This is a genomic window from uncultured Psychrobacter sp. (assembly GCF_947495825.1).
In the GTDB taxonomy this organism is placed as follows: Bacteria; Pseudomonadota; Gammaproteobacteria; order Pseudomonadales; family Moraxellaceae; genus Psychrobacter.
Map to the genome: position 1 here is coordinate 29,752 of NZ_CANMAH010000003.1, position 14,159 is coordinate 43,910.

Genomic DNA, 14,159 nt, shown 5'->3' on the forward strand with positions numbered 1-14,159 from the left:
ATTTGCAGATGCCTAGTTGTAAAAATTAATATGTTGGTTGATGAATTTGCCAGTTGGCGTGACTGTAATGACGAGAGGAGAGCCCATGAGTAAGCGTGATTTTTATGAAGTATTAGGCGTTAGTAAGACTGCAGACAGTAAAGAGATCAAACGTGCATATCGTAAGCTGGCGATGAAGTATCATCCCGACCGTAATTCTGATGATCCTAAAGCAGAAGAAAAGTTCAAAGAAGCGTCGATGGCTTATGAAGTCCTAAGCGATGCAGACAAACGCTCTGCCTACGATCGTATGGGTCATGCAGCCTTTGAAAATGGTATGGGCGGTGGCGGCTTTGGCGGTGCAGGGGCAGGTAACTTCCAAGATATCTTCGGTGATATCTTTGGGAACTTTGGTGATATCTTTGGTCAGTCGCGCGGTGGCGGCGGTGGTCGTTCGCGTCGTGGCTCTGATCTGCGTTATGTCATTGAGCTGACGTTAGAAGAAGCGGTACGCGGCTGCAAAAAAGAGATCAGCTTTACTGCCCCAGCACCTTGCGATACTTGTGATGGTAAAGGCGCAAAAGATGCTTCTGATGTCGTGACTTGTCAGACTTGCCATGGTCAAGGTCAGATTCGTATGCAGCAAGGTTTCTTTGCTGTGCAACAAACTTGTCCGCATTGTGGTGGTACGGGTAAACAGATCAAAAATTCATGCCCTGATTGTCATGGTGATGGTGTCAAAGAAAAGTCACGTACGCTAGAAGTTTCTATTCCAGCAGGGGTCGATGACGGTGATCGCGTACGTCTGGCTGGTGAAGGTGAAGCGGGCGGCGCAGGTGTGCAAAATGGCGACTTGTATGTTGAAGTACGCGTCAAACCGCACAATGTCTTTACTCGTCAGGGGGCAGATCTGTATATGGATGTGCCTGTTAGCATCACCGATGCAGCACTTGGTAAAGAAGTCGAAATTCCAACTTTAGACGGTAAGGTAAAAATTAAAGTTGCTGAAGGTACGCAAAGTGGTAAGTTGTTACGTGTACGCGGTAAAGGTGTCACACCTGTACGCACCACAATGCAAGGAGATTTGATCTGCCGTGTCGTTATTGAGACGCCAGTGAACTTAACTCATGAGCAAAAAGACTTACTACGTCAGTTCCAAGATACACTTGATGGTGATAGCAAACATCAACAGTCACCGCATAAAAAGTCGTTTTTTAAAAAAATCGGTGAATTGTTCGACTGATAAATTGTTCGACCGGTAGGTTGATCTGCGCAGCTGACTTCATTACTTTGAGCCTGATAGTTTCACGTGAAACTATCAGGTTTTTTTATGTAGGTAGAAAGAACCACGCAGGTAAGGATATTTGCTAAACTTACGATAAATATCATCTAAAAACTTCTTTACTAAAAACAAAGCATTCAGGATAAAGGTATGAGTCAACAAGTAAAAGAGCAAATTATTAAAGTCGGCGTGATTGGCGCTGGCGGCCGTATGGGGCGTATGCTTATAGAAGCTGTGCAGGACAATCCACAAACGACATTAAGCGCAGCTATTGAACGTCAAGGCTCAAGCTTAGTTGGTGCCGATGCAGGAGAAGTGGCTGCTATAGGTCGTTTAGAGATACAGATCGTCGATGACCTAACGGCTGTGATCAATGACATAGACGTCTTAATCGATTTTAGCTTGCCAGATGCCACCGAACAAAACATGCAAATTTGTGCTGAGCATCAGGTAGCGATGGTCATTGGTACGACTGGATTTAATACACAGCAAGAGCAAGTATTGACTGAAGCCAGCAAACATACAGCTATTGTCTATGCTGGCAATTATTCTACTGGTGTCAACTTATCATTGAAGCTATTGAACATGGCAGCAAAAGCATTCGGTACAGATGCTGATGTCGAAATCATTGAAGCGCACCATAAGCATAAAATTGATGCACCTTCAGGTACCGCTTATATGATGGCAGAGGCCGTCGCAGAAGCACGTGGACAGAACCTAAAAGACGTCGCTATCTATGGCCGCGAAGGTCAGACGGGTGCGCGTGAAACAGGCACAATTGGCATTCACGCTATTCGTGGTGGTGAGATAGTCGGCGATCATACGGTAATGTTTATCGCGGATGGTGAGGTCGTTGAGATTACGCATCGAGCTCGCGCACGCATGACCTTTGCTGCAGGCGCCGTACGCGCAGCGACTTGGGTCATTCAGCAAAACGCTGGTCAATATAATATGCAGAATGTGTTGGGTTTAAGTGAGTAGCTGTCATCTATGATCTAAACATGACTTAAAGCAGTAGCTAGCCATAAGCCTTACAAATAGCCACTGCACATTAATAGTCTCTGCGTAGATCATGATGCTAAAACTTTTAGGGCTGATAGACAAGCATATAAAAAGCGCGGTACTGCTCATCACAGTACCGCGCTTTTTTATCGATAATACCGACGAAATCTTAATCGATATAGACCACCTCTAATGGTGGAAAGCCATTAAACTCAACAGATGAGTAAGAGTTAGTATAAGCACCAGTCGTTAGCCAATAGATTTTATCACCGACTTCTAGCTCCTCTGGCAATTGATAACCTGCTTCTTCATACATGATATCAGTCGAATCACATGTTGGGCCTGCCAGTACAACTGTCCCTTCGTTAGTCGACGTTTCCATTTTTGGCGTATATACTGGATATTTAATCGCCTCACCCAAGGTTTCGATCAAACCTTGAAACAAGCCCACATCGGTATATACCCAGCGGGTCAAATCAGTATGTGACTTACGTGAAATGAGTACCACGTCACTCACTAAGACACCTGAACCACCAACCAATGAGCGTCCAGGCTCAAGAATAATCTCAGGCATGTCCTCAGCACTATAATCATCACTTAAGTAGCGTGTAATCTCTTCAGCATAGACTTTTACAGGATTGACTTCGCTAATGTAATTGGCTGGGAAACCGCCACCCAAATTGATCATTTTTAGCTTAATATCTTCTTCGTTTTTCATCCAGTCAAACATATATTTGACCTTGGCAAGTGCATCATCCCAAGCTGCTACATCTTTTTGCTGGCTACCTACATGGAATGAGATACCATAAGGTACCAAGCCCAAATCACGTGCCTGTACCAGTAGCTCGAGCGCCATATTAGGGTGGCAACCGAACTTACGCGATAATGGCCATTCAGCGGTATCTGAACCTTGCACCAAAATGCGCACAAACACTTTGGACCCAGGTGCATATTTAGCAATGTTTTTTAAGTCAGCTTCTGAGTCGGTTGCATATAAATCAATACCTTTTTCAAAAGCATATTTAACATGAGCCGCTTTTTTAATCGTATTACCATAAGAGATACGAGAAGCATCGACTCCGCAATCAAGAACGCGATCAAGCTCATAGATAGAAGCACAGTCAAAGTTTGAGCCAAGATCCGCTAACAAGTTGATAACTTCCACAGCAGGACTGGCTTTCATTGCATAATGAATCTTAGCAGTCGGGAACAAATCTGCCATCTCAGCGTATTTAGTTTTAATACGACTCAAATCAACTACCAGTAAAGGCGTCTCACGACCTTCAGCAGCTTTAGTAAATTTTTCCCAGCCGGTAGGGTCAAAATATTGGTCAATTTTAATCATGGTCATGATAAGAAGCCTTTAAAAAAGTCACATAAAAAAGAAAGAATCAATTAAGCGTTAGTCGTCTGCGCCTCTTTACTTACTTGTTTTTCACCTTGCTTCTCACGTATCTTGAGTACTTTACGGACTTTGTCACGGGCGCGAGTCTGCTTTAATCTTGATAAATAATCCACAAAAATGACACCATTTAAATGATCCATCTCGTGTTGAATACAAACAGCTAGTAGTCCTTCTACTTCTTTATCAATGACTTGACCGTTTTCATCTATCGCCTCGATACGTACTTTAGTAGGGCGTTCAACTTTATCATAGACATCGGGGACAGAAAGGCACCCCTCTTCATAAGGCTGTTTTTCTTCTACTAGTGGCGTTACCTTTGGATTGATAAAAACCATGGGTGAGTCTTTATTTTCAGACAAATCCATGACGATCAACTGAACATGCTGATCAACTTGAGACGCGGCCAAACCAATGCCTTCTGCATCATACATAGTCTCGATCATATCAGCGATTAGGGTCTTGATCTTATCATCAACTTCTTTAACTGGCTTGGCGACAGTGCGCAAGCGCGGATCAGGATAGCTTAAGATAGGGAGTAATGCCATGACGGAGCACCTCAATAATAGCGGATTGAATAGGCGATGTATTATAAGTTAAATAAGGGCAAAAGTGATAATAATCAACGGCTGAGCATATAAAAGGATGTACTACAGTGTCACATAACGCAAGTTAACGACATTTATGAAAGAACAGTAATACCAACCATAAAAAAAGACCTTACATAATGTAAAGTCTTTTTATGCCAATCAATAAGCTACGTTGTCTAAACTCATTATGTGCGGCGCTTGTTTACGATCATCTCATATAAGAACAATAATATAATAGCACCAATGACTGAGAATACTAGACCAGTAAAGCCACCATCAGCGTCAATACCGATAAGACCGGCAATAAAACCACCTAACATCGCACCGACGATACCTAATACAATGGTCATAATCCAACCCATAGGATCGCTCCCAGGTTTGATAGCACGGGCCAATAAACCTGCAACAAGACCTACAATAATCATCCAAATAAAGCTCATTATTCTTCTCCTAATGTATTACAAATGGTAAAAATTTTATATTAATTTTTTCTTAAGTCTTTTCTAATGTTGATAGCAGCATTGTAAACATTTAACGTCAAAATAAATAAGCGTAAAGTGTTACCAGTGTAAGCACTATGTGAGAAAAAACCACCATTTGCTATTTTGCAGATGAAATAAGTAAATGAAAGGTTACAAAAGTAATTACAGTAATACGGCAGTTACTAATATAGATTGCACTTTTGTCTATAAATTATAGAATAAAAGTCGAGTATATGGTGAGATAAAAAAAGCGCTATTCTTATGGTTAAGAATAACGCTTTTAAATTTAGCTAAACCACTTATGTAATGCTGTTTAATTACAATGAGTTAAAAATAAAATAGGAAGCTCTAAGTTTGAACATTTAGCTCAGATAACGATGTTAATAGGCGCTGATGAATACCTTCAAAGCCCCCATTTGACATAATAACAATCGCATCACCTGTTTGTGCATGCGTCGTAATATGCTCGATAATATCTTCTATACTATTTATAACCTGCTGATTATCATTATGTGCAGCACGCTCAATGACTTCTTGTAGCCCCCATTCAAGACCAGCAGGCTCATACCAAATTGTGTGATCCGCTAACGCTGCTGATTGTGCCAGACTGTCCTTATGAATACCCATCTTCATGGTATTGCTACGTGGTTCGATAATCGCCCATAGCCGTCTGTTAGTGAGTTTCTTTTTGGCACCATCTAAGGTCGTCGTAATCGCTGTCGGATGATGAGCAAAGTCATCAAATACTAAAATATCGTTAACATCTCCGATTAACTCCATGCGACGTTTAATACCTGCGAACGCTGATAGAGCGGCACATGCTGTCGTCACATCTACCCCGACGTCATAAGCTGCAGCTACTGCAACTAGCGCATTATTAACGTTATGCATACCGCTCATCGACCAATCAACAGTAGCACTCGCTGATAGATCAGCGTTAAAGCTTACTTTGAACTGACTACCATCTTCTGCTAACAGAGCTGCTTGCCAGTCACTTGCCCTAACTTCGTTCGTAGTGCTTTTTTTGTCGACTGCTGCAATATTTGTAAGCCTCTCGTCCGTCACTGCGGTGCGCCAGACTGGTGTCCATACACCTTTAGCCAATGTATCTTCTAAACTGGTGGTCGCTGCTGGCATGATAATCTTGCCAGAACTTGGGATCATACGTACCATGTGATGGAATTGAGTCTGGATAGCATTTAAATCAGCAAAAATATCGGCATGGTCGAATTCTAGGTTATTTAAAATAGCAGTCCGAGGTCGATAATGGACGAATTTTGAGCGTTTATCAAAAAACGCAGAATCATATTCATCTGCTTCTATGACAAAATAGCCCGATGTTGCAGAAGTTGTACTATTACTTTCGATAGAGTTTGCAGCTTCATTGGATTTGCTATCTGCACCTAAGTAACTGCTATGCGCAAATACGTTTTGCAGGCGCGCATCTGTCGTATCTACTAATGGCACACCGCCAATCAAAAACCCAGTGTCGATGCCAGCATAGTGTAGTATCCATGCCAGCATAGTAGTCGTGGTCGTCTTACCATGCGTACCCGCCACTGCCAATACATGCCGTGATTGCAATACTTGCTCAGAGAGGAACTGCGGGCCTGAAGTATATCTCATGCCTTGATCAAGCACATACTCAACGACATCCATACCGCGCTTCATCGCATTACCAATGACCACCAAATCAGGCGTTGGTTGCAAATGCTCTATAAGATAGCCTTCTTGGATAGTCACGCCAGCGTTTTGAAGCTGAGTCGACATAGGAGGATAGACACTAGCATCTGAACCTGTGACCTTGTGTCCAAGCTCTCGCGCCAATAAGGCCAATGAACCCATAAAAGTGCCACAAATACCAAGAATATGAATATGCATAGATGGTCCACGCTATGATGAAAAATTAAATGAAGTCATACTGACAAGAATAAACAGTCAATAAATTAATTAAAAAAGATTCAGTATTTAACGGCTACTAACTTGTGCAAGAATGTTAGCAGCGCTTATTGTAAAGTAAACACCAATAGATAACCAATGAAAAACGCCCAACAAGTAGGCGTAAATAGTCGTTGAGACAGTTTTAATAAAGTTGCGTCTATATTGATACATATAGAGTTATATCCAACCCTATAAACGTCTGCTTATTTGAGTGACAAGGTGTAATCGGTGTTCAAAGTGTCATCATCATTTAACATAACAAGATGATTGTTTTCAATACGATAGCTCTCGATTTGATCGTTTTCATAAACGATAGTAATAGTGTCATTGTCTTGACGATAGATACCATATTCAGTAAGGGGTACTTTGGGGGTAGTTGGGTTTTCATAGATGCTTGTCTTGGTGATTGAACCATCAGCGAACAAATTTAGGGTTACTGTAATACCAGAACAAAAAGAACATGGCAAAATACCTACATAATCACCAATCAAAGTCGCCTGTAACTCACTATCCATACTAGCATTTGAAATCATCGGAGTACGATGACTTTGTACATCGTTATCAAGGCTATTAGGTTCGGCTACTGCTAGTAAAGAGTCACCTTCATCAACGCTTACTATATCATCTGCTACAGCAACACTTTCACTATCACCATCTACCTGCACAGAATTATGCTTATTATCATGGCGGACTTTACTATCAGTTAAAGACTGTTTTATCGATGCATTGTGAGCAGCTGCGGTCGTAGATGACTGACTATCACAGCCAATCAAAATCATACAAAGCGGCAGTGGCAATAAAAGGCTACCAAAGCGTTTGATTGAGGAGACCACCACAAGCGGGGTAGGGATAAATTGTTTCATCATATAAAAAAGAAAATAAAAGTTTATTTTATAATAAAAAAGCAAATTAGATATCTATCAATGTTTATCTCAATAGTAGCGTCAATAAGTCACGGCAACGTTGTAAAAACGTCACTGGTTTCAATTAGTTAAATGTATCTCTTTTTGTATTTTAATACTTATTAAACGACCGCTTATCTGCCTTAAATACCACTTCTAAGATAAGTTAGGTTGAAAGTAGTCAAATTTGACCGATAGACGACTATATAAGAGGAATAAACGCTAGGTACCTTAACAAACCGATATTACTCTTATGTAGATGTTTTGTTAGGAGTAAGTAAAGTTAAACGAGATGAATTCTTGGTTGAACGCCTAAGGTGTTTTACCATGATTACGTTACGAGAAAGGATAAAAAACAAGACACGAAAAAAGCACAACAATATTCAGGTTGCTATTATTAAGCTAGTGTCTTCACTGGGCGAAAAATACGCCACAATATCAATATATGTACCAACAACAAGATACTAAAAAATATTAATGATTGTTCAGGAATACTAAGTCCCATAAATGTCCAGTCGATAGTTGCGCACTCGCCTGAACCTGCGAACACTTCTTTTAGTACCTGCTGCATAGGCAAGGTATCGAGCCAGTAATCTAAACCTGGCCCACATGAAGGGACTTGGTCAGCGGGTAAGTGCTGTAGCCAAACATGACGCGCTGCTACGGTTGTAGCCCAGCCGATACCAGCTAAGCTACCAAGCCATAATATCAATCGTAGTCCTAGCGTTTTAGGGTTAAATAAAGCAGCTATTAACGCAAAAGCACCCATTACCATTAGACCAATACGCTGGAAAATACAGAGTGGACAAGGAGATAACCCCATATAACGCTGTAAAAAAAACAACGCATAACTCATACCAATCACGGTCATAAAAACCAAAAATACTTGTAAACTGCGATAATTGGTCAGTTTTTGCATTAGCGAGGTACTCTTATAGAATGATGTATTAATCAATATTATATATCAGTAGTAGTTAGTCATTTATTAACGATACTGCTGTAAAAAATCCATAAAACTTTCAGTCTCAGCTGTTTCAAGTTCCGCTTGCTGCAAGATAGACTTTTCAGCCAGTACTTCATATTTAGCTTGGGTATTTGGATTAAGCGTCTGCTGTAACAACGAATCACGATGTTGCTGCGCTAAGGTAAAACCAAGCTGCCATAGGCTCCCTAGACGTTTACTATCAGAATTTACTTGTGCAGAAATGGTTGACTCAGGATGTCCAGCCTTGCCTTGCATCAAAGCCACAGCCGTACGGTAGTCGTTGCCGCCATAATGTGAGTCGAGCAAAGCTGCAAGTGGCTGCATACGATCCAAATGTACAAGCATCCAGCTCTCAAGTAACTGCTCTTCACCATTATTTATAATATGTAAGCCTTCACGACGACCTTCGTTGACCACGCGCTCAAGATTGATGGCTAGCGCTTCTTCTTCATCAGGGAGCAGATCAGGTGAGTCGCTTAGTAGACAGTACAGGGCCATGACTTCTAAGAAACAGGCGCTAGAAAGACGAATACCAACATCGCTATAAGGATCGAGATCGATGGCGCGAAACTCAACGTAAGCTATACCGCGACGCTCAAGCGCTTCTGTTGGCGTCTCACCGCTCATCGCGATTTGTTTTGGACGAATAGGGCTGTAGTATTCGTTTTCTATTTGCAGTATGTGATTATTAATCTGGATAGGGTTGCCATCAGCATCGTCTAAGCCAAGCTTTTCAAAGCTCTCGTGCGGTGTCTGAATTGCACGGCGTAATCCTTTTATATACTCAGGCAAGTTGTTATAACGGATATCTAGCTGCTCTTGCACACTGTTGGTATAGCCAAGCTTGCCCATACGTAGGCTAGTGGCGGCAGGTCTATAGTAAGTTGAGTCATTTAGTAGCTCTAAATCATGCTCACGTCCCGCCACAAAGCAAGGACAAACGCTTGGACTGGCTCCTAATAAATACAGCACCAAGCTGGTCAAGCGCTTAAAGTTACGGATAAGGCCCAGATACTTTTCGTTCTTAAACTCTGTTAGCGTCTGGCTTTGTGCAGTGGGCGTCTTAGCCTGCCAAGCTTCAAATAAGTTATCGCCAAAAGATAAGTTATAATGTAAGCCTGCAATAGCCTGCATACGGCGACCATAACGAATACCAAGTCCACTACGATATAGTGTTTTAAGCTTACCAGTATTAGAGCTGCCATAATCGGCTAGTGGGATGTCCTCATCTTTAGAAGACAGCATGCATGGCATTGATAATGGCCACATCAGCTCACCTTCAGGCATGCCTTGATAGACCAACAAGTGCAGTTGGCGTAGCATATTTAAGGTTTCTTTGGGGGAGGTTTTGGGATCGGTGATGAGCTCAAGCAGGCTTTCTGAATAATCCGTGGTGATAAACGGATGGGTAAGCTTTGACCCAAGTTTGGTTGGGTGCGGTGTTTGTGCCAAAAAGCCATCTGGCTTAACGCGCAAACCTTCTTTTTCGATACCGCGGAGCATACCCGCTAAATGCTGACTGTCGAACCAATTTGGGATTTTAAAGCTCTCAAAGCTACTCGCAAAATTACTCATAATAGTCATCTATTGTTATTTATTATGGCGGATCAAAGCGCAACTGATGTTTGACCATAAAAGAGGTAGATATTAGGGTGAAGAATTCCGTCAGTTTAGCTCAAAGCTACTCTGAAAACCACGAACAATTACAAATACAATAAGCTTTATCCAAGGTTAACTTGACCAATTCTGACGAAAAAATTGGTTAGGAAATAATAGCAAAAAACTAAACTAATGGGTGCTAATTATATTCATTTATCTGCATTTATCTACATTTTTTCATTAAATGTGCAGTACTATATCAGTTGCTTATTCGATTCAATCATACTAAAACACATAAGTTAAAACTTTAGACTAAAAAGCACCTAACAATAAGATAGGTGCCTAAGCAAAAAAATTTAAATAATAGCTACACTAAATCTTTAACATCAAAGCAATCATTTATATAGAGAACGATGAACCGCAGCCACAAGTAGTGGTCGCGTTTGGATTCGTCACGATAAAACGCGCGCCCTCTAAGCCCTCGGTGTAGTCAACTGTAGAGCCTTGCAGGTATTGATAGCTCATTGAGTCGACAACCAACGTCACATCACCATTATCAAAGTTGGCATCGTCTTCGTTTAGTTCATTGGCAAAGTTAAAACCATAGGAAAACCCTGAGCAGCCGCCACCAGTTACATAGACACGTAACATCAGATTGCTGTCACCTTCTTCTTCACGCAGGCGACGTACTTTTTGAGCGGCGCTATCTGTTAAGTTCAAAACAGTAGGATCTACGGGCTGGCTTGAGCTTGGACTAAATTGGGTGGCTGATTCGTTCATATCTACCTCAGTTGCTAGGATCAAATGCTATCGTCGTCCTGTTTGGGTTTGCAATCAAAAGTTTGCAAAAAAAGATACGCACGGCGTTTGATTCGATTGGGTGCTGTCATTATGGCAAAACTATTAAAGCATCATAAATATTATATTTGTACCATCACAACACTTTGGTTGCTGCTGGCATTTATCTTATTGCAGTATATCATAATGGGGGTGACGTTGGATTTGTCAAGCGTAACGTTGGTTACCTTACTCTAACTTCTTAAGAATAATGATTCATCGTTCAAACGAGCCTCTATATTTAAGCCGATCGTTATAAATAAGCTTGTCTCTATAAATCCGCTTAAATTTGAAATAGTTATTTAATCGTTTGCCTATCGGCTAGGCGTTTGAAATAATAGCCGCCAGTAAACATGCTAGTCGTGTATTTTTTATTGCCTTATGTTTTATATTATTATTGAGATGAAGAAACTATATGATCGAATTTAAAGACGTGAGCGTGCGCCGCGATGGGCGCGAGTTGTTTGCAGGGGCAAGCTTTCAGCTCCATCCGGGCCAAAAAGTAGGTCTAACGGGCAACAACGGCACAGGCAAATCTACTTTGTTTGCCTTGTTACTCACGCAGATGGGCGCTGGTGATACCGAAGTCACGCTTGATAAGGGCGAGGTGAGTATTCCTGACAGCTGGCAAGTTGCCCACATGGCGCAAGAGGTCGGTGCCAGTAGCCAGACAGCGATTGATTACGTCTTGAGCGGCGATGAGCAATGGTATGAGATTAACGCGGCTTTGAATGATTTAAGCGCTGTCAGTTATGAACAAATTGGGGTATTGCATCAGCAGTTCGATGAAATCGATGGCTATCGTACACCGACCAAAGCGGCACAAATCATGGCAGGTCTTGGCTTTAAGACAAGCCAGCATGAGCTGCCAGTTGAAGGGTTTTCGGGCGGTTGGCGTATGCGCTTAAACCTTGCCAAAACTTTGATGAGCCGCGCCGATTTAATGCTGCTCGATGAGCCGACCAACCATTTGGACTTAGACGCTATTTTATGGCTCGAAACTTGGATCAATGCCTTTACAGGTTTGGTTATAGTCATCTCACATGACCAAGCGTTTTTAGATGCGACAGTCGGTCATATCTTGCATGTCGAACAACAAAAAATCACCCTTTATACAGGGAACTATCAGCAGTTTATTCGTACCCGTCATGAGCGGATGGCGCAGCAGCAGCAAGCGTTTGAAAAACAGCAAGCCACCCGCGCCCATCTGGATGACTTTATACGCCGCTTTCGTGCCAAAGCCAGCAAGGCTAAGCAAGCACAAAGCCGTATCAAGCAGCTTGAGCGTATGGCAGAGCTGTCACCGATGATGGCGGACAATCCTTTCTCTTTTCGCTTCTATGAGCCAGCCAATATGAGCTCGCCGCTAATTGAGATGACGCAAGCGGACATCGGCTATAGCGATACGCCACTTTTGTATAACGCAAGCGTACAAGTAACGCCTGATACCCGCCTTGGTCTGCTGGGGATGAATGGCGCTGGTAAATCAACGCTAATCAAAGCCTTGGTCGGCGAGCTGAAAATCTTGTCAGGTACTTACCGCGTGTCTGATACCTTAAAGCTTGGCTATTTTAATCAGCATCAAATGGACGCTTTAGATGCGACGGCCACCCCGCTACAGATGCTGCGCCGCCTAGCAGGCAAGACCTCTGACGCTGATTTGCGCTCGTTCCTTGGCAGCTTTGATTTTCGCGGGGATCGTATTGATACGCCAAGTAAGCTTTTTTCGGGCGGAGAACGCGCACGTTTGACGCTGGCTTTGATTGTCTGGCAACGTCCAAACGTGCTGGTCCTTGATGAACCAACCAACCATCTAGACTTACAAATGCGTCAAGCCTTAACTATCGCGCTACAAGGGTTTCAAGGAGCAGTGGTGCTGGTCTCGCATGATCGTGAGCTAATCGCAAATGTCTGTGATGAGCTATATCTGGTCCACGATGGTCGAATCGATGAGTTCAAGGGTGATATCAGCGATTATGGCAAATGGCTAAGCGATAAACGCAAACAAGAAAATTCTGCAGACAGAAATACTAATAAAAAGAAAAACAAAAAAGAGAATAAAAATATAGTTTCACGTGAAACAGATGACAGTCTAATAAATAACGAAGCATCTACTGCTCCAATAAAAAACAAAACCACTCAGCCTGCACTTAGCAAAGATGAACAGCGCAAACTGGCTGCTGAACAACGTAAACTGACAGCACCAATTCGCCGTGAGATTGAAAATACAGAAAAGGCTTTAGCTAAGATTGATAAGCAGTTAATAATGTTAGAAGAAAAGTTGGCTGACACTGATCTTTATGAAGAGAGCCGCAAAGCTGACTTACTAAAATTGTTAGATGAGCAAAGTGCGCTACAGCAGCAGCATAGCGATAATGAAGAGAAGTTATTGTCATCGATGACAACATTAGAAGAGATGGAAGCAGGATTTGACTAGATGACTTTGACAAGCTGGCAAGCGATTATTCGCTTATAATAGTCGTTATAGTGGCTACAAAACAGTAGTAGTGAAGTAGTAGTAGCCATAAAAAAGGGAGAGCGTCGGCTCTCCCTTTTCACTACATCATTGTTTACGGTATTTACCATCACCATAAGATAAGATCTTCATAGTAGTGGTACAAAGTTGACAGTTTATTTTACTAGCAGCGCCCTTAGACAAATCAAGGATTCGTCCCGGAGTAAACGGTCCTCTATCCGTAATTTTCACTATTACGCTTTGCTTCGTCTTTTTATTAGTCACTTCTACTTCTGTACCAAATGGCAACGTTTTATGAGCCGCAGTCATCGCATTCATATTAAAAATACTACCACTAGCGGTACGTTTGCCATGGAACTTACTACCATAATAACTGGTATTACCAGCAAATGCGGTGGTAGTCAGTAGTAGTGATAACGTGACTATCAAAGACTTGATCAAATAAGACATTTAATACCTATATGCAGTTTATAAAATAGACAGATACTTTTGCCTATGTTATTCATAGTCCCTATGAGTATGAATAATATAGGTATTTTACTATAAAAAGCTTTCTTTGTCCTTACCGCACTGTAAAAAACGCTTGAGTTCACATTTTGTCCAGTTCATATATGTTTATTTTTATAGTTATACTATTAATAGCAATATTATTCGTAATATTTATATAACGGTCTTTATTTCT

At 41.8% G+C, this 14,159-nt stretch carries 12 protein-coding genes; 3 read left to right on the forward strand and 9 right to left on the reverse strand.

What is annotated here, in order from left to right:
- Nucleotides 1–85 precede the first annotated feature (85 nt).
- Both dnaJ and dapB read left to right on the forward strand, forming a co-directional pair.
- Nucleotides 86–1,222 (forward strand): molecular chaperone DnaJ, encoded by a 1,137-nt coding sequence (dnaJ, locus tag Q0895_RS04400; RefSeq protein ID WP_299185823.1) that lies wholly within the window; start codon nucleotides 86–88, stop codon nucleotides 1,220–1,222.
- Nucleotides 1,223–1,411: 189 nt separating this feature from the next.
- Complete coding sequence (dapB, locus tag Q0895_RS04405; protein WP_299185824.1) at nucleotides 1,412–2,242, forward strand: 4-hydroxy-tetrahydrodipicolinate reductase; 831 nt, start codon at nucleotides 1,412–1,414, stop codon at nucleotides 2,240–2,242.
- Nucleotides 2,243–2,432: 190 nt separating this feature from the next.
- Here dapB and Q0895_RS04410 read toward each other — a convergent pair whose 3' ends face one another.
- The 8 genes from Q0895_RS04410 to erpA all read right to left on the reverse strand — a co-directional run bounded on the left by Q0895_RS04410 (nucleotide 2,433) and on the right by erpA (nucleotide 10,944).
- Nucleotides 2,433–3,608, reverse strand: coding sequence for a type III PLP-dependent enzyme (locus Q0895_RS04410; protein WP_299186214.1), 1,176 nt, complete (start codon nucleotides 3,606–3,608; stop codon nucleotides 2,433–2,435).
- A gap of 50 nt (nucleotides 3,609–3,658) precedes the next feature.
- The gene (gene def, locus Q0895_RS04415; RefSeq protein WP_299185825.1) at nucleotides 3,659–4,213 is read right to left on the reverse strand and encodes a peptide deformylase; all 555 of its coding nucleotides are present in this window, start codon (nucleotides 4,211–4,213) and stop codon (nucleotides 3,659–3,661) included.
- A 227-nt stretch (nucleotides 4,214–4,440) separates the two neighbouring features.
- Nucleotides 4,441–4,695 carry a GlsB/YeaQ/YmgE family stress response membrane protein gene (locus tag Q0895_RS04420; RefSeq protein WP_075103307.1) on the reverse strand — a complete coding sequence of 85 codons (255 nt, stop codon included), beginning with the start codon at nucleotides 4,693–4,695 and terminating at the stop codon, nucleotides 4,441–4,443.
- Nucleotides 4,696–5,085: 390 nt separating this feature from the next.
- Nucleotides 5,086–6,618, reverse strand: coding sequence for a UDP-N-acetylmuramate:L-alanyl-gamma-D-glutamyl-meso-diaminopimelate ligase (gene mpl / locus Q0895_RS04425; protein ID WP_299185828.1), 1,533 nt, complete (start codon nucleotides 6,616–6,618; stop codon nucleotides 5,086–5,088).
- Nucleotides 6,619–6,881: 263 nt separating this feature from the next.
- Complete coding sequence (locus Q0895_RS04430) at nucleotides 6,882–7,544, reverse strand: copper resistance protein NlpE (protein WP_299185830.1); 663 nt, start codon at nucleotides 7,542–7,544, stop codon at nucleotides 6,882–6,884.
- Between the two features lie 433 nt (nucleotides 7,545–7,977).
- Nucleotides 7,978–8,499 carry a disulfide bond formation protein B gene (locus Q0895_RS04435; protein WP_058367826.1) on the reverse strand — a complete coding sequence of 174 codons (522 nt, stop codon included), beginning with the start codon at nucleotides 8,497–8,499 and terminating at the stop codon, nucleotides 7,978–7,980.
- Nucleotides 8,500–8,565: 66 nt separating this feature from the next.
- Nucleotides 8,566–10,140, reverse strand: a complete 1,575-nt coding sequence (gshA, locus tag Q0895_RS04440) for a glutamate--cysteine ligase (RefSeq protein WP_058367827.1) — start codon at nucleotides 10,138–10,140, stop codon at nucleotides 8,566–8,568.
- A gap of 423 nt (nucleotides 10,141–10,563) precedes the next feature.
- Complete coding sequence (erpA, locus tag Q0895_RS04445) at nucleotides 10,564–10,944, reverse strand: iron-sulfur cluster insertion protein ErpA (protein ID WP_299185831.1); 381 nt, start codon at nucleotides 10,942–10,944, stop codon at nucleotides 10,564–10,566.
- A gap of 472 nt (nucleotides 10,945–11,416) precedes the next feature.
- On the opposite strand from erpA, the gene Q0895_RS04450 reads away from it, so the two are divergent.
- Nucleotides 11,417–13,438, forward strand: a complete 2,022-nt coding sequence (locus Q0895_RS04450; RefSeq protein ID WP_299185832.1) for an ATP-binding cassette domain-containing protein — start codon at nucleotides 11,417–11,419, stop codon at nucleotides 13,436–13,438.
- 126 nt (nucleotides 13,439–13,564) lie between these two features.
- Here the strand turns inward: Q0895_RS04450 and Q0895_RS04455 are convergent, their stop codons facing one another.
- The gene (locus tag Q0895_RS04455; protein ID WP_299185833.1) at nucleotides 13,565–13,927 is read right to left on the reverse strand and encodes a septal ring lytic transglycosylase RlpA family protein; all 363 of its coding nucleotides are present in this window, start codon (nucleotides 13,925–13,927) and stop codon (nucleotides 13,565–13,567) included.
- Nucleotides 13,928–14,159 lie beyond the last annotated feature (232 nt).

What these genes read in the sequence shown, in the direction of transcription:
- dapB (WP_299185824.1), top strand. Translation starts at nt 1,412, where the DNA reads ATGAGTCAACAAGTAAAAGAGCAAATTATTAAAGTCGGCGTGATTGGC.
- erpA (WP_299185831.1), bottom strand. Translation starts at nt 10,944, where the DNA reads ATGAACGAATCAGCCACCCAATTTAGTCCAAGCTCAAGCCAGCCCGTA.
- gshA (WP_058367827.1), bottom strand. Translation starts at nt 10,140, where the DNA reads ATGAGTAATTTTGCGAGTAGCTTTGAGAGCTTTAAAATCCCAAATTGG.
- Q0895_RS04450 (WP_299185832.1), top strand. Translation starts at nt 11,417, where the DNA reads ATGATCGAATTTAAAGACGTGAGCGTGCGCCGCGATGGGCGCGAGTTG.
- Q0895_RS04435 (WP_058367826.1), bottom strand. Translation starts at nt 8,499, where the DNA reads ATGCAAAAACTGACCAATTATCGCAGTTTACAAGTATTTTTGGTTTTT.
- Q0895_RS04420 (WP_075103307.1), bottom strand. Translation starts at nt 4,695, where the DNA reads ATGAGCTTTATTTGGATGATTATTGTAGGTCTTGTTGCAGGTTTATTG.
- Q0895_RS04430 (WP_299185830.1), bottom strand. Translation starts at nt 7,544, where the DNA reads ATGATGAAACAATTTATCCCTACCCCGCTTGTGGTGGTCTCCTCAATC.
- mpl (WP_299185828.1), bottom strand. Translation starts at nt 6,618, where the DNA reads ATGCATATTCATATTCTTGGTATTTGTGGCACTTTTATGGGTTCATTG.
- def (WP_299185825.1), bottom strand. Translation starts at nt 4,213, where the DNA reads ATGGCATTACTCCCTATCTTAAGCTATCCTGATCCGCGCTTGCGCACT.
- Q0895_RS04410 (WP_299186214.1), bottom strand. Translation starts at nt 3,608, where the DNA reads ATGATTAAAATTGACCAATATTTTGACCCTACCGGCTGGGAAAAATTT.
- Q0895_RS04455 (WP_299185833.1), bottom strand. Translation starts at nt 13,927, where the DNA reads ATGTCTTATTTGATCAAGTCTTTGATAGTCACGTTATCACTACTACTG.
- dnaJ (WP_299185823.1), top strand. Translation starts at nt 86, where the DNA reads ATGAGTAAGCGTGATTTTTATGAAGTATTAGGCGTTAGTAAGACTGCA.